The 18,224-nt window shown below is 72.0% G+C and carries 18 protein-coding genes; 10 read left to right on the top strand and 8 right to left on the bottom strand.

Annotation, left to right across the window (positions count from 1 at the left end):
* Positions 1-4 precede the first annotated feature (4 nt).
* Both ACWEVP_RS36590 and ACWEVP_RS36585 read left to right on the top strand, forming a co-directional pair.
* Complete coding sequence (locus ACWEVP_RS36590) at positions 5-427, top strand: nitroreductase family deazaflavin-dependent oxidoreductase (RefSeq protein ID WP_452067195.1); 423 nt, start codon at positions 5-7, stop codon at positions 425-427.
* A 143-nt stretch (positions 428-570) separates the two neighbouring features.
* The gene (locus ACWEVP_RS36585; RefSeq protein ID WP_452067194.1) at positions 571-2,175 is read left to right on the top strand and encodes an alpha/beta hydrolase; all 1,605 of its coding nucleotides are present in this window, start codon (positions 571-573) and stop codon (positions 2,173-2,175) included.
* A gap of 45 nt (positions 2,176-2,220) precedes the next feature.
* On the opposite strand, the gene ACWEVP_RS36580 is transcribed toward ACWEVP_RS36585, so the two are convergent.
* Positions 2,221-2,799, bottom strand: a complete 579-nt coding sequence (locus ACWEVP_RS36580; protein ID WP_452067144.1) for a TetR/AcrR family transcriptional regulator — start codon at positions 2,797-2,799, stop codon at positions 2,221-2,223.
* A 90-nt stretch (positions 2,800-2,889) separates the two neighbouring features.
* Between ACWEVP_RS36580 and ACWEVP_RS36575 the strand changes: the two genes are divergently transcribed.
* Together ACWEVP_RS36575 and ACWEVP_RS36570 are read left to right on the top strand one after the other, a co-directional pair.
* A complete protein-coding gene (locus tag ACWEVP_RS36575) occupies positions 2,890-3,744 on the top strand; it encodes an alpha/beta fold hydrolase (protein ID WP_452067143.1) in 855 nt (284 codons plus the stop codon).
* 169 nt (positions 3,745-3,913) lie between these two features.
* Positions 3,914-5,089, top strand: coding sequence for an MgtC/SapB family protein (locus ACWEVP_RS36570; RefSeq protein ID WP_452067142.1), 1,176 nt, complete (start codon positions 3,914-3,916; stop codon positions 5,087-5,089).
* Here ACWEVP_RS36570 and ACWEVP_RS36565 read toward each other — a convergent pair.
* A complete protein-coding gene (locus tag ACWEVP_RS36565; RefSeq protein ID WP_452067141.1) occupies positions 5,035-7,866 on the bottom strand; it encodes an aconitate hydratase in 2,832 nt (943 codons plus the stop codon). The two genes, ACWEVP_RS36570 and ACWEVP_RS36565, sit on opposite strands and share 55 nt — an antisense overlap.
* A 329-nt stretch (positions 7,867-8,195) precedes the next feature.
* Here ACWEVP_RS36565 and ACWEVP_RS36560 point away from each other — a divergent pair, with 329 nt between their 5' ends.
* Both ACWEVP_RS36560 and ACWEVP_RS36555 read left to right on the top strand, forming a co-directional pair.
* A complete protein-coding gene (locus ACWEVP_RS36560; RefSeq protein ID WP_452067193.1) occupies positions 8,196-9,506 on the top strand; it encodes an NlpC/P60 family protein in 1,311 nt (436 codons plus the stop codon).
* Positions 9,507-9,550: 44 nt separating this feature from the next.
* Entirely contained in the window at positions 9,551-10,264 is a 714-nt protein-coding gene (locus ACWEVP_RS36555) for an SAM-dependent methyltransferase (RefSeq protein ID WP_452067140.1), read from the top strand.
* On the opposite strand, the gene ACWEVP_RS36550 is transcribed toward ACWEVP_RS36555, so the two are convergent.
* Positions 10,251-10,643 (bottom strand): DUF1801 domain-containing protein, encoded by a 393-nt coding sequence (locus ACWEVP_RS36550; protein WP_452067139.1) that lies wholly within the window; start codon positions 10,641-10,643, stop codon positions 10,251-10,253. The genes ACWEVP_RS36555 and ACWEVP_RS36550 overlap by 14 nt on opposite strands.
* A 27-nt stretch (positions 10,644-10,670) precedes the next feature.
* Between ACWEVP_RS36550 and mobA the strand changes: the two genes are divergently transcribed.
* From mobA to ACWEVP_RS36530, 4 genes are all read left to right on the top strand, one after another.
* Complete coding sequence (gene mobA, locus ACWEVP_RS36545) at positions 10,671-11,216, top strand: molybdenum cofactor guanylyltransferase (RefSeq protein ID WP_452067138.1); 546 nt, start codon at positions 10,671-10,673, stop codon at positions 11,214-11,216.
* 160 nt (positions 11,217-11,376) lie between these two features.
* Positions 11,377-12,447: an AAA family ATPase gene (locus tag ACWEVP_RS36540; RefSeq protein ID WP_086673929.1), complete on the top strand. Its 1,071-nt coding sequence runs from the start codon at positions 11,377-11,379 to the stop codon at positions 12,445-12,447.
* 7 nt (positions 12,448-12,454) lie between these two features.
* Positions 12,455-13,399, top strand: coding sequence for a DUF58 domain-containing protein (locus ACWEVP_RS36535; RefSeq protein WP_452067137.1), 945 nt, complete (start codon positions 12,455-12,457; stop codon positions 13,397-13,399).
* A gap of 73 nt (positions 13,400-13,472) precedes the next feature.
* Positions 13,473-14,453, top strand: a complete 981-nt coding sequence (locus ACWEVP_RS36530) for a VWA domain-containing protein (protein ID WP_452067136.1) — start codon at positions 13,473-13,475, stop codon at positions 14,451-14,453.
* Between the two features lies 1 nt (position 14,454).
* On the opposite strand, the gene ACWEVP_RS36525 is transcribed toward ACWEVP_RS36530, so the two are convergent.
* The 5 genes from ACWEVP_RS36525 to ACWEVP_RS36505 are packed head-to-tail and all read right to left on the bottom strand — an operon-like array spanning position 14,455 to position 18,222.
* Positions 14,455-14,964 carry a hypothetical protein gene (locus tag ACWEVP_RS36525; RefSeq protein WP_452067135.1) on the bottom strand — a complete coding sequence of 170 codons (510 nt, stop codon included), beginning with the start codon at positions 14,962-14,964 and terminating at the stop codon, positions 14,455-14,457.
* Between the two features lie 23 nt (positions 14,965-14,987).
* On the bottom strand, positions 14,988-15,449 hold the full coding sequence (locus ACWEVP_RS36520; protein ID WP_452067134.1) for a tRNA (cytidine(34)-2'-O)-methyltransferase: 462 nt from the start codon (positions 15,447-15,449) through the stop codon (positions 14,988-14,990).
* A 4-nt stretch (positions 15,450-15,453) separates the two neighbouring features.
* Positions 15,454-15,876, bottom strand: coding sequence for an acyl-CoA thioesterase (locus ACWEVP_RS36515; RefSeq protein WP_452067133.1), 423 nt, complete (start codon positions 15,874-15,876; stop codon positions 15,454-15,456).
* A gap of 16 nt (positions 15,877-15,892) precedes the next feature.
* The gene (locus ACWEVP_RS36510) at positions 15,893-16,837 is read right to left on the bottom strand and encodes a TAXI family TRAP transporter solute-binding subunit (RefSeq protein ID WP_452067132.1); all 945 of its coding nucleotides are present in this window, start codon (positions 16,835-16,837) and stop codon (positions 15,893-15,895) included.
* Positions 16,834-18,222 carry a sensor histidine kinase gene (locus ACWEVP_RS36505; protein ID WP_452067131.1) on the bottom strand — a complete coding sequence of 463 codons (1,389 nt, stop codon included), beginning with the start codon at positions 18,220-18,222 and terminating at the stop codon, positions 16,834-16,836. Before ACWEVP_RS36505 ends, ACWEVP_RS36510 begins: the two co-directional genes overlap by 4 nt.
* Between the last annotated feature and the right edge of the window lie 2 nt (positions 18,223-18,224).

Raw genomic sequence — 18,224 nt, 5'->3', positions numbered from 1 at the left:
GCTGATGCGCACGGCCCGCGTGGTCGTCTGGGCGGACAAGAAACTGCGGCAGGCGTTCGGCGGCCGGGTGAGCCTCGTGGGGCTCGCCGGGCTGCCGTCGCTCTGCCTGACGACGACGGGCCGCAAGAGCGGGCTGGCCCGCAGCACGAACCTGCTCTACTACCCGCGCGGCGACGCCTTCGTGCTGACCGCCTCCAACTGGGGCCGGCCGAACGATCCGGCGTGGGCGCTGAACCTGCGTGCCGAGCCGAAGTGCCGGGTGGACCTCGCCGGGCGCCCGGTGGAGACCCTCGCGCGGGAGTTGCACGGCGAGGAGTACGACCGGATGTGGGCCGAGCTGCTCGAGTTCTGGCCGGGGTACCGGATGGAGCAACGGGAGGCGAACCGTCCGTTGCCGGTTTTCGTGCTGACTCGGCCGGTCCGGTAAGCCCCCACCATCCTTTTGGCCGGTGACGGCTTTCGCCGGTTTGTGCCAATCTCTCCCGGGTAACGCGCCGTGACGTCGTGAGCGCGCGCGGCGAATGCGTGACTCAGGGAGGAGACGTCTTGCCGAGATCCACACAGAGCCGGGTGCGCTCGTTCGCACTGGTGGGGGCGCTCGTGGCCGGCGTGGGCCTGGCGGGGACCGCCGGGACCGCCGCGGCGGCCGAAGACGCGGCGGTGAAGCCCGCCGTCGTCGGGGCGACCGCCGCCGTCAGCTGGGGTGCCTGCTCGAGCGACACCCTCGCCGGCGTACCCGCGGACCAGGTCAAGTTCTACAGCTGTGCCCGCTACCGCGTACCGATCGACCACGACAACGCGTCGTTGGGCACCATCGACATCGCGCTGCTCAAGCGCGCCGCGCGCACGCCCGACAAGCGGGTCGGCTCGCTGTTCCTCAACCCCGGCGGCCCCGGCGGCTCGGGCCTGCGGATGCCGATCAGCGGGCAGTACTACTTCCAGCCGCAGGTGCTCGACCGGTTCGACCTCGTCGGGTTCGACCCGCGCGGCGTCGGGCAGAGCAACCCGCTGCGCTGCTTCACCACCCAGGAGGACGCCGACGAGGTCTTCGGCGCCCAGATCCCGGTGCCGCTGAGCCGCGCCGAGATCTCCGGCACCCTCGCGAGCTACCGCGACTACGGCCGGTTCTGCAAGAACAACGCGGGTTCGCTGCTGAACCACATGTCCACCAAGGACGTCGTGCGCGACCTCGACACGCTGCGCGCGGCGGTCGGCGACCGGAAGCTGACCTACGTCGGCTTCTCCTACGGGACGCTGATCGGCTCGACCTACACGTCGATGTTCCCCAAGCAGTCCCGCGCGATCGTCATCGACGGCAACGTCGACCCGGCGCTGCGCACCAGCGACGGCGTGCAGTACGACCGGGAACGCGCGCAGGGCTTCGAAATCTCGCTCGACGGCTTCCTCAAGCGGTGCGACCAGGTGGGCGCCAAGTGCGCGTTCAGCGACGGCACCCCGCGCGCGAAGTTCGACGAACTGCGCGAGTACCTGCGCAAGCAGCCGATCACCATCCCCGGTGGCGGCACGGTGGACATCAACGCGTTCACCGGTGGCGTCTCCAGCGTCCTGTACTCGCCCTCGGCGTTCCCCGGCCTGGCCGAGGACCTGCAGGCGCTCTACAACGTCATCCACCCGGCGGCCGCGCAGGCGCAGACCCTGCAGGCCAAGCAGCTCAAGGTGCTGACGAAGGGCAAGCAGGGCCTGGCCGACCAGAACCCGGACAGCCCCTACACCAGTGACGACTCGTACTTCGCCGTCAACTGCTCCGACAAGCCGTTCAAGATCAGGCAGGAGCAGGTGCCGGACATCGCCGCGCAGTGGGAGCGCGAGTCGCGCACCTTCGGCCGCTACCAGGCGTTCGCCGACACGGCGGGCTGCCCGGTGTGGCCGGCGAAGAAGCCGGACGTCTACCGCGGCCCGTGGCGGGCCAAGACCGACGTCCCGGTGATCGTGGTCAGCAACTTCTACGACCCGGCGACGCAGTACCGGTTCGGCCAGCGGATGGCGGCCGAGCTGGGCAACTCCCGGCTGCTGTCGGTCGACGCGTTCGGCCACTGCATCCTCGGTGACGCGCTCGGCGTCGACAAGGCCGTGGCGGACTACCTGACCGACCTCAAGGTGCCGGCGAACGGCCAGGTGTTCCAGCCGAACGTCCAGCCGTTCGAAACCGCTTAGCGGCGAGGAAAACGGGCCGGGGTGACACCGTCGCCCCGGCCCGTTTCACTTGCCCAGCAAGCGATCCAGCACGTCCCCGGCCGCGGCTTCGGCTTCGGCGACCGCGTTCTCGTGGTCGTCGGCCCGGGCGGCCAGCAACGCGATCTCGTTCATCCCGGCGAGCAGCACGTGCGCGAAGAGGTCCACGCGCCCGGCGGGGATCCGGCCGTCGCGCCGCAGGGCCGCCTTGATCCGGCCGAGCGTGCGCGCCTCGTCGATCTCCCGCCAGCGCTGCCAGCCCAGCACCGACGGTGCGTCGAGGAGCATCACCCGCCGCACCACGGGGTCCCGGGTGCTCCGGATCCACGCCAGGCACGCGGCGCGCAGCGCCTCGATCGGGTCGGCCATCCCCTCGACGGCCTTGGCGCCCTCCGCGCCGACCCGGTCGTACACGGTGTCCAGCACCGCGGCGAACAGCGCGTCCTTGCCGGGGAAGTGGTGGTAGAGCGCGCCGCGGCTCACCTCGGCGGCCCGCAGGACGGCCTCGATCGACGTGCCGTCGTAGCCGTGCTCGGTGAACAGGCCGGTCGCGACCGCGACGAGGTGTTCACGGGTCGCCTGACCCCGGTCGATCTTCTTGTTCATGCGGGTCGGCTGCCTCCGTCGTTGACAAACCGACTGTCGGTCTGTTGATACTAGACCGTCAGTCGGTTTACTTCTGGAGGGACTCTACCGATGGACCTGCGAACCTGGGAGGACCAGCGCGGACGCGTGTCGGCGGCGTCCGGCGACGTGAGCTACACCGACGTCGGCGAAGGGGCGGTGGCGTTGTTCGTGCACGGCGTCGGCACGAACAACCTGCTGTGGCGCAACGCGATCGCCGAACTGGCGGGGGAGCGCCGGTGCCTCGCGCCGGACCTGCCGGGGCACGGCCGCTCGCCGGTGACGGCCGAGCAGGACCTCAGCCTGACCGGCCTCGCCCGGCTGCTCGCGGACTTCTGCGAGTCGCTGGAACTGGACGCGGTCGACCTGGTCGCCAACGACACCGGCGGCGCCGTCGCCCAGGTCTTCGCGGCGCACCACCCCGCTCGGGTCCGCACGCTCACCCTGACCAACTGCGACACGCGGGGGAACCTGCCGCCGGAGTCGTTCCGCCCCGTCGTCGAGCTGGCCGAACGCGGGAAACTCGCGCCCCTGCTGGTCCAGCTCGCCGAGGACCCCGAACGGGCGCGAACCGGGGCGCTCGGCGGCGGCTACGAACACCCCGAGCGGCTGGCGGCCGAAGTCGTGGAAGCGTTCGTGCGGCCGGTCGGCGGCACACTCGAAGCCGCGCGGCAGTTCGAGCGCCTGCTGACGTCCGTGCGCGGCGAGGAACTGGACGAGATCGAGCCCCTGCTCAAGGAGCTCCGCGTGCCGACGCTGCTGGTGTGGGGGACCGGCGACCCGAACTTCGGTCTCGAGTGGGCGTACCGGTTCCGCGACGCGGTGCCGAGCGTCACAGAAGTCGTCGAAGTGCCCGGCGCCAAGCTGTTCTTCCCCGACGAACGCCCCGGAGACCTCGTACCGCACCTGCGCCGGCACTGGAGGTAGCGCTACAGTGGCCCAGTTGATCGACCACGAGCACCGGAAGCGAGGTGAGCGGCACATGCCAGCGGACAGTCATCGGACGGCCGGGCGCGCGCTCACCGGAGGTTTCCGGCTGGGCTGAGTCCGGTCGCCCCCTGTCCGGCAGTGCGCGCACGCCGGAAAAGAGTCGGACATGACCATCTTCGAAATGCTGCTGCGCGTCGGCACCGGCGTCGGCCTGGGTGCCGTCATCGGGATCGAGCGCCAGTTCCGCGCCCGGATGGCCGGGTTGCGCACCAACGCGCTCGTCGCGGTCGGCGCGACGCTGTTCGTGCTGCTGTCCGCGCACGGCTTCGGCGGGCTGACCACGAGCGGCGACGCCGACCCGACACGGGTGGCGGCCCAGATCGTCTCGGGCATCGGGTTCCTCGGCGCCGGCGTCATCCTGCGCGACGGCCTGAACGTCCGCGGCCTCAACACCGCGGCGACGCTGTGGTGCTCCGCGGCGGTCGGCGCGCTCGCCGGGGCCGGGCTGTACGCGATCGCGGCGGCCGGGACGGCGGTCGTCGTCGGGGTGAACGTCGTGCTGCGGCCACTGGGCCGGGTCGTCGACCGCCGCCCGGACGCGGGCGAGGAGACGCCTACGCGGTACGCGTTCCAGGCCGTCACCCGCGACGCGACCGAGGCCCACGTACGGGCGTTGCTCGTGCAGTCGCTGACCCGCACGGACTTCCGGCTGCTGTCGGTGCTGAGCACCGACCGCGAGGACCGCACGGTCGAGGTCCGCGCCGAGCTGGTCGGCGACCAGCGCGACGACGCCAGATGGAGGCGGCGGTGTCGCGGCTTTCGCTGGAGCCGTCGGTGTCCAGCGTCCGCTGGGAAGCCGTGCCCGCCTAGGCGAGGAACTCCTCGAGCAGCTCGCCGAACCGGGCGGGCTGCTCGACGTTCACCATGTGCGCCGCGCCGGGCACCTTCGCCCGGCGCGCGTGCGGTGCCTCGCGGCCGACCAGGTCCGCGACGGCGAAGATGTCGGTCGAATCCACGTCGCCGGCCGCCGACCCCGTCCGGGTGCGCCAGTGCGAAATCGAGGAACACCCGGCTGCCGAAGGAACAGCCGACCAGCACGGGCTGCTCGATGCCTCGGGCGTCGAGCAGCTCCCGCAGGTCCTCGTCGTGCGAGAACTCCGGTGGCGGTCTCGGCGAGACGGGCGAACTGCTCGTCCCACCTCGCGCGGGTCATGCCACCCGCGTGCAGGAAGCGGACGACGAAGGCCTCCCCACCTGCTCGATGGGGAGGCCTTCGGGGCGAAATGCTTACGCCTGGGTCATCTTCCGCAGCACGTACTGCAGGATGCCGCCGTTGCGGTAGTAGTCCGCCTCACCCGGGGTGTCGATGCGGACGACCGCGTCGAACTCCACCTTGCCGCCGTCTTCCTTGGTGGCGGTGACGTGCACGGTGCGCGGGGTCTCGCCGTCGTTCAGCTTGGTGATGCCCGAGATGTCGAACGTCTCGGTGCCGTCCAGGCCGAGCGACGAGGCCGACTCGCCCTGCGGGAACTGCAGCGGGATGACGCCCATGCCGATCAGGTTCGAACGGTGGATGCGCTCGAACGACTCGGTGATCACCGCGCGGACGCCCAGCAGCGAGGTGCCCTTGGCCGCCCAGTCACGCGACGAGCCCGAGCCGTACTCCTTGCCGCCCAGCACGACCAGCGGGGTGCCCGCCGCCGCGTAGTTCTGGGCCGCGTCGTAGATGAACGCCTGCGGCGCGCCCTCCTGCGTGAAGTCGCGGGTGTAGCCGCCCTGGACGTCGTCGAGGAGCTGGTTGCGCAGCCGGATGTTCGCGAACGTGCCGCGGATCATCACCTCGTGGTTGCCGCGCCGCGAGCCGTAGGAGTTGAAGTCCTTCTTCTCCACGCCGTGCTCGGTCAGGTACTGCGCGGCCGGGGTGCCCGGCTTGATCGCGCCGGCGGGGGAGATGTGGTCGGTGGTGACCGAGTCGCCCAGCTTCGCCAGCACGCGCGCGCCGGTGATGTCGGTGACCGCCGACGGCTCCGGCGTCATGCCCTCGAAGTACGGGGGCTTCCGGACGTAGGTGGACTCCGCGTCCCACTCGAAGGTCTTGCCCTCCGGCGTGGGCAGCGACTTCCAGCGCTCGCCGCCGTCGAAGACGTCGGCGTAGTCCTTGGTGAACATCTCCTGCGTGATCGCGTAGTCGATGGTCTCCTGGATCTCCTGCGCGGTCGGCCAGATGTCCTTGAGGAAGACGTCGTTGCCGTCCGTGTCCTGGCCCAGCGGCTGCGACGCGAAGTCGAAGTCCATCGTGCCGGCCAGCGCGTAGGCGATGACCAGCGGCGGCGACGCGAGGTAGTTCATCTTCACGTCGGGGTTGATCCGGCCTTCGAAGTTCCGGTTGCCCGAGAGCACCGAGACCGCGGTGAGGTCGTTCTCCTGGATGGCCGCGGAGATCTCGTCCGAGAGCGGGCCGGAGTTGCCGATGCACGTGGTGCAGCCGTAGCCGACCAGGTGGTAGCCCAGCTTCTCCAGGTACGGCCACAGGTTGGCCTTGGTGTAGTAGTCGGTGACGACCTGCGAGCCCGGCGCCATCGACGTCTTGACCCACGGCTTGACCGCGAGGCCCTTGTCCACGGCGTTGCGCGCGAGCAGCGCGGCGCCGAGCATGACCGACGGGTTCGAGGTGTTGGTGCACGAGGTGATCGAGGCGATCACCACGGCGCCGTGGTCCAGCACGAACTCGCCGCGGTCCGCGGTGGAGACCTTGACCGGCTTGCTCGGGCGGCCCGACGCGCCGTTCGCGGCGGAGGAGGTGACCGGCGCGGCGTCGTCCTCGGCGAACGACAGCGACGGGGCGTCGCTGGCCGGGAAGGACTCCTCGGAAGCCTCGTCCATCTTGGTGTGCGGGGTGAGGTCCTCGCCGTCCACGTAGTCGTGGATCGACTTGCGGAACGACGACTTCGCGTCCGACAGCTCGATGCGGTCCTGCGGGCGCTTCGGGCCGGCGATCGACGGGACGACCGTCGAGAGGTCCAGCTCGAGGTACTCGGAGTAGGACGCCTCGTGCGAGGGGTTGTGCCAGAGGCCCTGCTCCTTGGCGTAGGCCTCGACCAGCGCGACCTGCTCGGCCGAGCGTCCGGTCAGCTTGAGGTAGCGGACGGTCTCGTCGTCGATCGGGAAGATCGCCGCGGTGGAGCCGAACTCCGGGCTCATGTTGCCGATGGTGGCGCGGTTGGCCAGCGGCACCTGGGCGACGCTCTCGCCGTAGAACTCGACGAACTTGCCGACCACGCCGTGCTTGCGCAGCATCTCGGTGATGGTGAGCACGACGTCGGTGGCGGTGACGCCGGCCGGGATCTCGCCGGTCAGCTTGAAGCCGACGACGCGCGGGATCAGCATCGACACCGGCTGGCCCAGCATGGCCGCCTCGGCCTCGATGCCGCCGACGCCCCAGCCCAGCACGCCCAGGCCGTTGACCATGGTGGTGTGGGAGTCGGTGCCGACGCAGGAGTCGGGGTAGGCCTGGCCGCCCCGGGACATCACCGTGCGCGCGAGGTGCTCGATGTTGACCTGGTGCACGATGCCGGTGCCCGGCGGGACGACCTTGAACTCGTCGAAGGCGCCCTGGCCCCAGCGCAGGAACTGGTAGCGCTCGCGGTTGCGCTCGTACTCGATCTCGACGTTGCGCTCGAAGGCGTCGGCGCGGCCGAAGACGTCGATGATCACCGAGTGGTCGATGACCAGCTCGGCCGGGGCGAGGGGGTTGACCTTGTCGGGGTCGCCGCCGAGGTCGGTGACCGCCTCGCGCATGGTGGCGAGGTCGACGACGCACGGCACGCCGGTGAAGTCCTGCATGATCACGCGGGCGGGCGTGAACTGGATCTCGATCGACGGGTCGGCGTTCGGGTCCCACGAGCCGAGCGCGCGGATGTGGTCGGCGGTGATGTTCGCGCCGTCTTCGGTGCGCAGCAGGTTCTCGAGCAGGATCTTCAGGCTGTAGGGCAGCCGCTCGGCGCCCTCGACCTTGTTCAGGCGGAACACCTCGTACGAGGCGTCGCCGACCTTCAGCGTGTCTTTGGCGCCGAAGCTGTCCTTGCTGGCAGGTGCGGTCACGTCTAACTCCAGTGGCATGGACTTCCGCGCCGGTGCGGCGGTCGAGTCCCGGGTCAGTTCGGTCGGTTCGGTGGTGGCGAGTCTTGCGCACCCCCACCGTAGGACCGGATTCGGGATGCCACACCTCGCGGTGCCTCAAACAGTACGCGTGTCCTGTTTGGCGGACAAGACGACACGCGGTGTGGGCTGCGCCATCCGCGACGGGGGTCCCTCAATAAGGGGAATTGGTGCCTACGGTGTGTGAGTTTCCGGTGATGCTTGTGATAGTGGTGTGACTGCAGTGACGCGCGATGTGCGCAGGTGAGCGGAGGTGGGCGGTCGTGGCGGGACGGCGTGGGGGTCCGGAGGTGCCGCGGACCCGCCGTGGACTCACCGTGAGCGCGCTCACGCTGGTGATCTTGTTCGGTGCCGGCGGCACGGGCCTCGCGGCGCCTCCGCCGCCGCCCAACCCGAGCGACTCGGACATCAACTCCAGCAAGGCCGAAGCGAACGCGAAGGCCGGCGAGGTCGGCCGGCTGACCAACCAGCTCGCCCAGGCCGAGCAGAAGCTGTCGCAGCTGCAGGACGACGTCGAGCTCAAGCAGGAAGAGGCCAACAAGGCCCTGGTCGACCTGCAGTCCGCGCAGGACGCCGCCACCCAGGCGGAAAACGACGCGAAGGCCGCCCGGACCGAGGCCGACGCGGCGGCCGGAGCCATCGAGAAGGCCCGCAACGACCTCAAGACCTTCGCCGCCGCGAGCTTCCAGCAGGGCAGCACGGTCGGCTCGCTTTCGGCGTACCTGAGCGCCGACAGCCCGAAGGACATGCTGGCCCGCGCGCAGCTGCTCGACGCCGTCGGCGGCGACCGGCTCAACGCCCTCGACCGGCTCCAGCAGGCGCAGACCGAGAAGTCGAACAAGGACGCCGCCGCCCGCAAGGCCGCGGAGATCGCCCAGCAGAAGCAGGACGCCGCCCGCCAGGCGAAGACCAGCGCGGACTCCGCGCAGTCCGCGGCCATCGCGGCCCAGGACAGCCAGGCGACGCAGAACACGCAGCTCGAGAAGAACAAGTCCGACGTCGAACAGCAGCTCTACGCCGCCCAGGCCAAGGTCAACGGCCTGCAGGGCCAGCGGCAGCGCTACCAGGACTGGCTCGCCGAGAAGCAGCGCGAGGACGACGAACGCGCCCGCCAGGCCGCGCTGGGCTCGTCCGGCGGGGGCGGCCGCCCGGCGAGCAGGCCGCCGTCGGGCCCGGCCGGTTCGTCGATCGAGGCGGTCATCGCGCGGGCGCTGTCGAAGATCGGCCTGCCCTACGCGTGGGGCGGCGGCAACGCGAGCGGCCCGACGCGCGGCATCCGCGACGGCGGGGTCGCCGACCGGTACGGCGACTACAACAAGATCGGCTTCGACTGCTCCGGCCTGATGATCTACGCCTTCGCCGGGGTGACGTCGCTGCCGCACTACAGCGGCTACCAGTACACGGCCGGGCGCCGGGTCCCGCTGTCGCAGATGCGCCGCGGCGACATGCTGTTCTGGGGCGGCGCGGGCGGTATCCACCACGTCGCGCTCTACCTCGGCGGCGGCCAGATGGTCGAGGCGCCGCAGTCCGGCCTGCGCGTCCGGATCGCGCCGGTCCGCTACGGCGGGATCATGCCGTACGCGACCCGCCTGATCGGCTGAAACCCGCTCGACGCCCGGGTGGCCGAGCCGACAGGATCGGCCGGGTGGACGACGAACTGAACGCGCTGCGGCGCTCGCGGATGCGCTGGAACACGCCGCTGTCCGAACCGCACGCGCAGCTGCTGCTCGATCGCATGGCCCTGGACGAGGGACGCCTGGTCGACCTCGGCTGTGGCTGGGGTGAGCTGCCGCTGCGGGCCGCGGCCCGGGCGCCGGGCCTGCGCGTGACCGGGGTCGACACCGACGAGGGCGCGCTGGCGAGGGGCCGGGCGGCGGCCGGCGAGCGCGGCTTGGCGGTGGACTTCGTCGAGGCGGACGCCGCGACCTGGGACGGTCCCGCCGAGCGGGCCTTCTGCATCGGCTCGGCGCACATCTTCGGATCGACGAAGGCGGCGTTGGCGCGGCTGGCCCGGGTGGTGCCGTCGGGCCGGCTGCTCTACGGCGACGGTTTCTGGGCGGCACCCCCGGACGACGCGGCCCGCGAGATCTTCGGCCCGGACATGCTCACGCTGCCGGAGCTGCTCGACGCCGCGACCGCGGCCGGCTGGCGCGTTCGCCACCTCAGCACGGCCGACCAGCTCGAATGGGACGACTTCGAGTCGACCTCACGGGCCGGCTGGGAGGACTGGCTGGCCGCGCACCCGGACGACCCGCGGGCGGGGGAGGTCGGGGAGTGGCTTGACCGGCGGTTGCGCGAGTACGTGGGCGTCTACCGGGGTGTGCTCGGCCTGGCTTACCTCGTGCTCACCCGCGCTTGAGCTTGCGCCAGCCACCGGCGCGGTTGTTCGCGATGATCTGCCGGAACATCGCCGTGAGCGCGGGCGCGTTGATCGGCTCGCCCTCGCGGAAGGCGACCGTGCGCGCGGTCTTGTTGCCGTGCCCGGCGGTGATGATGCCGTCCGGGTCGGGGACGATGCCGCCGTCGTAGACGAAGACGTTGACGTGGTCCTTGGCCGCCAGCAGCGCGCAGACGTTGCCCTGGAGCACGAAGTAGGGCTGCCGGGTGCGCTTGATGGTCTCGACGACCTCGGGGTCCGCCGCGTGGACCAGCTCGCGGACCTCCCGGCAGATCGCCTGCTGCCACTCGGGCAGGGCGTCGATGTAGGCGTCGACGCGGGGCTCGACGGTGTAGGACACGCGTCCAGTATGGGCTAGATTCCCGGGATGCGGTACGCGGGGATCGTGGTGGCCGGGGGTTCGGCGCGCAGACTGTCCGGTGTGGACAAACCGGCCCTCTCGGTGGGCGGGAAGCCGTTGCTGGCCCGTGCGATCCACGCCCTGGGCGGCGCCGAGCGCGTCATCGCGGTCGGGCCGCGACGGCCCGGCTTCGACGTCGTGTGGACCCGGGAACCGGTGCCGGGCACCGGGCCGGTGGCGGCGCTGGCCGCGGGGCTCGCCTTCGTGCCGGACGACGTCGAAGCGGTCGTCGTGCTGGCCGCCGATCTCCCCGGCGTCCGGAAGTCCACAGTGGACCGCCTGGTCGCCGCGCTCGGCGACGGTGACGGCGCGGTGCTGGTCGACGGCGCCGGCGCCCGGCAGTGGCTGCTGGGCGCGTGGCGGGTCGCGGCGCTGCGGGCGGCGCTGCCCGAGCAGACCGAGAACGCGGCGCTGCGCCGGGTGCTCGGCGGACTGAGCGTCACCGAGGTCCCGGCCGAACGGGGCGAAGCGGACGATATCGACACCCCCGAGGACCTCGAGCGGCACCGCTGACGGGCAGCTTCACAGATGTCACACCGGGGGAGGTGTTGGCTACTCACGGGCGAACCCGCGCGTCCGCGTGCCGGATGCGACGGACGACCGGGGGACGCAGTACGGTCGCACCGCGTGATCACCGTCGCGGGGGCGGCGCACGAACTTTCGAGGAGGCAGAGTGACCGAGCCCGGCTACGCCGAGGGCGGGAACGGCCAGCAGGCGACACCGGCGCGGGACGCCCAGTTGCTGGAGCGGACCGTGTTCGAGGTCAAGCGGATCATCGTCGGCCAGGACCGCCTGGTCGAGCGGATGCTGGTCGGCCTGCTGGCCAAGGGCCACCTGCTGCTCGAAGGCGTGCCCGGCGTGGCGAAGACCCTCGCCGTCGAGACGTTCGCCCGCGTCGTCGGCGGCTCGTTCTCCCGCGTCCAGTTCACCCCCGACCTGGTGCCCGCCGACATCCTCGGCACCCGGATCTACCGCCAGGGCGCCGAGCGCTTCGACGTCGAGCTCGGCCCGGTCGTGGCGAACTTCGTGCTCGCCGACGAGATCAACCGCGCACCCGCCAAGGTCCAGTCGGCGATGCTCGAGGTGATGGCCGAGCGGCACGTGTCGATCGGCGGGCAGACGTTCCCGATGCCCGACCCGTTCCTCGTGCTGGCCACCCAGAACCCGATCGAGAACGAGGGCGTGTACCCGCTGCCGGAGGCGCAGCGCGACCGCTTCCTGTTCAAGATCCTCGTCGAGTACCCCTCCGCCGAGGAGGAGCGCGAGATCATCTACCGGATGGGTGTCACCCCGCCCACCCCGCACGAGGTGCTCAGCCCGGGCGAGCTGGTCCGGCTGCAGGGCGTCGCGTCGCAGGTGTTCGTCCACCACGCGCTGGTCGACTACGTCGTGCGGCTCGTGCTGACCACCCGGACGCCGAACGAGCACGGCCTCGCCGACGTCGCCGGCTGGGTGTCCTACGGTGCCTCGCCGCGCGCGAGCCTCGGCATCATCGCCGCCGCCCGCGCGCTGGCCCTGGTCCGCGGGCGCGACTACGTGCTGCCGCAGGACGTCGTCGACGTCGTCCCGGACGTGCTGCGCCACCGGCTCGTGCTGTCCTACGACGCCCTCGCCGACGGTGTGCCGATCGACCACATCATCACGCGCGTGCTGCAGACCGTGCCGCTGCCGCAGGTCTCGGCCCGGCCGCAGGGCGGGGCCGGCCAGGGCGGCCCGGTCCCGGCGGGCGCGCCGGTCAGGTAACCCGGCGATGGCGAAGAACGAGAAGGGCGAACGCCCTTCGTGGGCGCCCCCGGTGCTGCGGGGCGACCGGATGGAAGCCGGGCTCCGGACCCTCGAGCTCGACGTCCGCCGCCGGCTCGACGGGCTGCTGCAGGGCAACCACCTCGGCCTCGTGCCGGGGCCGGGGTCCGAGCCCGGCGAGGCCCGTCCGTACCAGCCCGGCGACGACGTCCGCCGGATGGACTGGGCGGTCACCGCCCGCACCACGACCCCGCACATCCGCGAGACCGTGGCCGACCGCGAGCTGGAGACGTGGGTGGTGGCCGACCTGTCGGCGAGCCTCGACTTCGGCACGGCCCTGTGCGAGAAGCGCGACCTCGTGGTCTGCGCGGTCGCGGCGGTCGCGCACCTGACCGGAGGCGGCGGCAACCGGATCGGCGCGCTGGTCTCCACCGGTGCCGAGACGGCCCGCATCCCGGCCCGCGGCGGCCTCGCGCACGCCCGCGGCCTGGTGCGGAAGCTGGCCGAGACGCCGCGGGCGGCCGAGGGCACCCGCGGTGACTTCGCGCAGGCCTTGGAAGCGCTGCGCCGTCCGCCGCGCCGCCGTGGCCTGGCCGTGGTCATCTCCGACTTCCTGGGCGACCTGTCCTGGGAGCGGCCGCTGCGGGCGCTGGGCGGGCGCCACGAACTGATCGCGATCGAAGTCCTCGACCCGCGCGACGTCGACCTGCCCGAGGTGGGCACCGTCGTGCTGGCCGACCCGGAGACAGGGAAGCAGCGCGAAGTGCATGCGTCGGCCTTGCTGCGCAAGGAGTTCGGGGCCGCGGCCCACGCCCACCGCCAGCAGGTGGCGGCCGGCCTGCGGCGCGCGGGGGCGGCCCACCTGACGCTGCGCACGGACGCCGACTGGATCGCCGACATGGTGCGGTTCGTCGTCGCCCGCAAGCGCCGCTGGTCGGGGGGTGTGGCGTGAGGGAGCTTGCGACCGAACCATTCAACACAGCGTTGCCGACTCAGGCCGCACCGAGCGTCAGCGAGGTGTGCGCATGAGTCTGACGGGCTTCACCGCGCCGTGGTGGTTCCTGCTGCTGATCGCCGTCGCGGCGGTCGCCATCGGGTACGTGCTGGCGCAGCGCGCGCGGCGGAAGCGGACCATGCGGTTCGCCAACCTCGCGTTGCTGGAGAAGGTCGCGCCGAAGAGCCAGGGCTGGGTGCGGCACCTGCCGGCGGTGCTGATCGTGCTGTCGCTGCTGATCCTCACCGTGGCGCTGGCCGGCCCGACCGCGGAGCAGAAGGTGCCGCGCAACCGGGCGACGGTGATGCTGGTGATCGACGTGTCGCTGTCGATGGAGGCCACCGACGTCGCCCCGACGCGGCTGAAGGCGGCCCAGGACGCGGCGACGCAGTTCGCGCGGAACATGACCCCGGGCATCAACCTGGGCCTGATCTCGTTCGCGGGCACGGCGACCGTGCTGGTCAACCCGACGACCGACCGCAACGGCGTGATCAAGGCGATCGAGAACCTGAAGCTGGCCCAGTCCACGGCGACCGGCGAAGGCATCTTCGCGGCCCTGCAGTCGGTGGAGAGCTTCTCCAGCGTCGTGGGCGGGGCCGACGGGCCGCCGCCGGCGCGGATCGTGCTGATGTCCGACGGCAAGCAGACGGTGCCGGAGGACCTCTACGCGGCACGCGGCGGCTACACGGCGGCGCAGGCGGCGAAGCAGGCCGGCGTGCCGATCTCGTCGATCTCGTTCGGCACGACGCACGGCTCGGTCGACATCGACGGCAAGGCCCAGCCGGTGAGCGTGGACGACGAATCGCTGCGCGAGATCGCCCGGCTGTCGGGCGGCGACTTCTACAAGGCGGCCAGCGCCGAGGAGCTGAAGAAGGTCTACGCGGACCTCGGCGAGCAGATCGGCTACGAGCTGAAGGACGCCGACGCGAGCAAGCCGTGGGTGGTCGCGGGGACGCTGATCCTGATGCTCGGCGCGGCGGCGAGCTTGTTCTACGGGCAGAGACTGCCGTGACTCAGGCTCGGCGGACGCCGTAAAGGCTTCCGCCGAGCAGGGTCACCCCGGAGAGCACCCCGCTGACGAAAGGAACCCAGGCCGCGGCGCTGCCGAGCAGGGCCAGGCCGACGACGCCGAGCACGGTCAGGACCACGCCGACCACCAGGATGGAGCGGGTCTTCCACGCCGAGGCGAGCGCGACGAAGTGCAGGCCGACGATGGTGGCGATCCACGCGACGTTCGCCTGCACCGGCGCGTCGAGCAGGCTCAGCACGAAGAACCCGGCGATCAGCAGCACGACCTCACCGATGACGATCACCCGGTAGCTCGGCCCGAACACCGGCCGGCCCTCCAGCGTGGGCCGGCCGCCCGCGCGGAGGCCGAGGACGACCACCGCCGCGAGCGCGAGCACGGCGAGGGCGCGCAGCACCCAGCCGACCGCGGCGGGAAGCGGATCACCGGAGTTGACCAGGACGAACACGGTGCCGAACGCGGCGCCGATGAGCGCCCCCAGGAACTGCTGTCGCATCCGGCGAACCTACCGGACGGTGATCACGAGCCCGCGAACCCGTTCTGCCGCCAGGCTTCGTAAACCGTGATGGCCGCCGTGTTGGCGAGGTTGAGCGACCGGCTCGTCGGCAGCATCGGCAGCCGCACGCGGTCGGTCACTTCCGGTGCCTGCTGGACGTCGGCGGGGAGCCCCACCGACTCCGGGCCGAACATCAGCACATCGCCCGGCGCGTAGGACACCTCCGTGTACAGCCGCGTCGCCGACGCGCTGAACGCGTACACCTTGGCCGGCAGCAGCACTTCCCAGGCCGCCGCCAGGTTCGCGTGGACGTGCACCCGTGCCAGGTCGTGGTAGTCGAGCCCCGCGCGGCGCAGCTGCTTGTCCGCCAGCGTGAACCCGAGCGGCTCGACCAGGTGCAGCTCGCACCCGGTGTTCGCGGCGAGCCGGATCGCGTTGCCGGTGTTCGGCGGGATTTCCGGCTGGTAGAAGAGAACGCGGAACACGGGCTCAGTCCCCGAGCAGGGCGGCGTAGGCCTTGCGGACCGCTTCCGGTGGCGCCGCGGGGCGCAGCGTCTCCGGGTCGATGAACACGTACCGCAGCGTCGCCGCCGCGATCGGGGTCTCGCCGCGGTGGATCTCGAAGTCGAAGATCAGCGACGTCGTGCCGAGGTGGTTCAGGTACTGCGAGACGACCAGCTCGTCGTCGTAGCGGGCCGGGGCGCGGAACTTCACGTTCGCCTCCGCCACGACGACGTCGGTGCGGTGGGCCAGGAACTCTTCGTGCGAACCGAAGAGCGCCTTCTCCGCCTCGAAGGAGCACATGTCCACATAGGCCAGGTAGTGGGCGTTGAAGACGATGCCCTGGCCGTCGCACTCGTGGTAGCGCACGCGCAGCGGCAGCTCGGCGACGGGGCGGCGGGGTTCGGTCACCGGCCCAATCTAGCGTTCAGCCGTGCAGCGCCCGGTACGCGGCCGCCGCGCCCGGCTGCAGCGGCACCGGCTGCGTGCCGATGAGCGTGCGGACGTCGAGGAACTGCGTCCCGACGGCCTCGGCGGGCACCAGGTCGGTGGCCCGTTCGACGAGCAGCCGGACGACGGCCGTGGCGACGTCGTCGGGCAGGGCGGGGGAGCAGACCAGCAGGTTCGCGACGCCGATGGTGCCCAGCGCGCCGACGCCGCGGTAGGCGCCGTCGGGCACCTGGACCTGGTCGTAGACGGGCCCGTACGCCGCGCGCAGCGCGGGCACCACCGCGTCCAGGGGCACCAGGGCGATCGGGGTCGTGCGGGTGAGGTCCGCGAGCTTCGGCGTCGGCACCCCGCCGGACCACAGCATGGCGTCGACGCGACGGCCGGCCAGCGCGCGGACGGCGTCGTCGAAGAGCAGGTGCCGGGCGTCGACGGTGACGCCGGCCTTGGCGAAGAGGCGTTCGCCGAGCTGCGCCGCGCCGGAGCCGCCCGCGCCGAGCGACACCGGACGGCCGGCCAGGTCGCCGAGCCGCCGCACCGGCCCGTCCGCGCGCACCACGAGCTGGAGGTAGTTCTCGTAGACGCGGCCGAGCGCGAGCAGCGGCACCTTGCCGCCGAACGGCGTGCCGCCGGTCAGCGCCGTCTGGGCGACGTCGGCCAGGACGAGCCCGAGGTCGGCCTGCCCGCGGCGCACCAGCTCGACGTTGGCGACGCTCGCTTCGGTCGGCACGGCGGTGGCGTGCAGCCTCGGCTCGGCGCGGCTCAGCTGGGTGGCGAGCAGTTCGGCGAAGGCGAGGTAGAAGCCGCCGCGTTCCCCGGCGGCGATGGTGACCGTCCGCTCGGGGCCGCCGTAGCCGGACGTCGAACAACCGGTCAGGGCGAGCCCGAGGCCGCCGAGGAGAGCCGTGCGCCGCGTGAGGGTCATGGGGCCGCCAAGGGCAGCGTGACGCGGACTTCGAGCCCGCGGGGGAGGGCCTGACGCAGTTCCAGGATGCCGCCGCGGGTGCGCACCTGCTGGTGCGCGATGGCCAGCCCGAGCCCGGTGCCGCGCGGGGCGCCTTCGCCGCCGGCGCGCCAGAACCGCTCGGTCGCCCGTGCCCGGTCCTCAGTGGACAGACCGGGACCGTCGTCGCGGACGACCAGCGTGGCGGTCGAAGCGCCCGCTTCCCAGTCCGTCGTGATCTTCGCGCCGTGGCCCGCGTAGTGGACGGCGTTGTCCAACAACACGTCGAGGATCTGCGCGAGTTCGCCCTCGGGACAACGCACGGTCACCGGTTCGTCGTGGCCCGGTGGCGGGACGATCGTCGAGCCCGCGTCTTCGGCGGCCGGCCGCCAGGCGTCGACGCGTTCGGCGAGCACGGAGGCGAGGTCGCAGGACTCGTCCGCGCCGCCGGCCGCGACCCGCGTCGCCGTGCTCTCGGCCAGCGCGAGGGCCAGCAAGCCGTCGAGCAGCTTCTCCAGGCGTTCGACCTCGGCGACGGTTGCCCGGTAGGTGGTGTTGTCGCCGGTCACCTGCGCATCCAGGGAGTCGACGCGCAGCCGTAGCGCCGCCATGGGGTTGCGCAGCTGGTGGGAGGCGTCGGCGACCAGCCGGTGCTGTTGCTCGGCCGCTTCGAGCACCGCTTCGGACATCCGGTTGACCTCGCCGGCCAGCACGCGCAGCTCACGCGGCCCGGCGCGCTCCGGGACGTGCGCGCGGTGCCCGGCGGCGACGGCCAGCACGCCGGTCTCCAGCTCGTGCAGCGGCCGGACCATCCAGCGGGCCAGCACCACGGCCAGCAGCACGAACACCACCGCGACCAGCAGCGCGCCGGCGCCGATGGTGCCCCAGCGGGTGGCGACGTCCGCGGCCGCCGCCGTCACCGAGGCCCGCAGCACGACCACGCCGGACACGCGGGTGCCCGTGCCGACCGGACGCGCGAAGTAGGCAGGCTCGGCCGACCACGGGCCGAGGTTGCCCACCTGCGGCGCGGGTTCGTTGCGCATGGTGGCTTCCACCAGCGCGTGCACCGCCGGGTCGGCCGCGGTGAGCCCGCCGGCCTGGACCAGCGGGTCCCGGCGCGCGTCGACGATCACGACGCCTTCGCCGTACAGCTCGGCGTAGCGGGCCGCGTCGGCTGCGAGCGCGGCCGGGTCGCGCGTGTCGACGGCCTGCTGGGCCAGCACGACGAACCGGTCGACGTCGGCGGTGCGGGAGATGACCAGCTGCTGGGTGCGCTGCTCGGCGGTGGAGGCCAGCAGCGGCACGGCGAACGCCGCGACCACCGCGAGGGCGAGGGCGACCAGCACGACCAGCAGCCGGGTGCGCACGG

It is taken from the genome of Amycolatopsis sp. NPDC003865 (assembly GCF_053605345.1).
This window is presented reverse-complemented; position numbering and strand designations above follow the sequence as displayed.

Excerpts from the sequence above, each read along its gene's own strand:
- ACWEVP_RS36510 (WP_452067132.1), bottom strand. The coding sequence starts at position 16,837 with ATGACCCTCACGCGGCGCACGGCTCTCCTCGGCGGCCTCGGGCTCGCC.
- ACWEVP_RS36570 (WP_452067142.1), top strand. The coding sequence starts at position 3,914 with ATGACCATCTTCGAAATGCTGCTGCGCGTCGGCACCGGCGTCGGCCTG.
- ACWEVP_RS36565 (WP_452067141.1), bottom strand. The coding sequence starts at position 7,866 with ATGCCACTGGAGTTAGACGTGACCGCACCTGCCAGCAAGGACAGCTTC.
- ACWEVP_RS36530 (WP_452067136.1), top strand. The coding sequence starts at position 13,473 with ATGAGTCTGACGGGCTTCACCGCGCCGTGGTGGTTCCTGCTGCTGATC.
- ACWEVP_RS36580 (WP_452067144.1), bottom strand. The coding sequence starts at position 2,799 with ATGAACAAGAAGATCGACCGGGGTCAGGCGACCCGTGAACACCTCGTC.
- mobA (WP_452067138.1), top strand. The coding sequence starts at position 10,671 with ATGCGGTACGCGGGGATCGTGGTGGCCGGGGGTTCGGCGCGCAGACTG.
- ACWEVP_RS36535 (WP_452067137.1), top strand. The coding sequence starts at position 12,455 with ATGGCGAAGAACGAGAAGGGCGAACGCCCTTCGTGGGCGCCCCCGGTG.
- ACWEVP_RS36575 (WP_452067143.1), top strand. The coding sequence starts at position 2,890 with ATGGACCTGCGAACCTGGGAGGACCAGCGCGGACGCGTGTCGGCGGCG.
- ACWEVP_RS36525 (WP_452067135.1), bottom strand. The coding sequence starts at position 14,964 with ATGCGACAGCAGTTCCTGGGGGCGCTCATCGGCGCCGCGTTCGGCACC.
- ACWEVP_RS36590 (WP_452067195.1), top strand. The coding sequence starts at position 5 with ATGCGCACGGCCCGCGTGGTCGTCTGGGCGGACAAGAAACTGCGGCAG.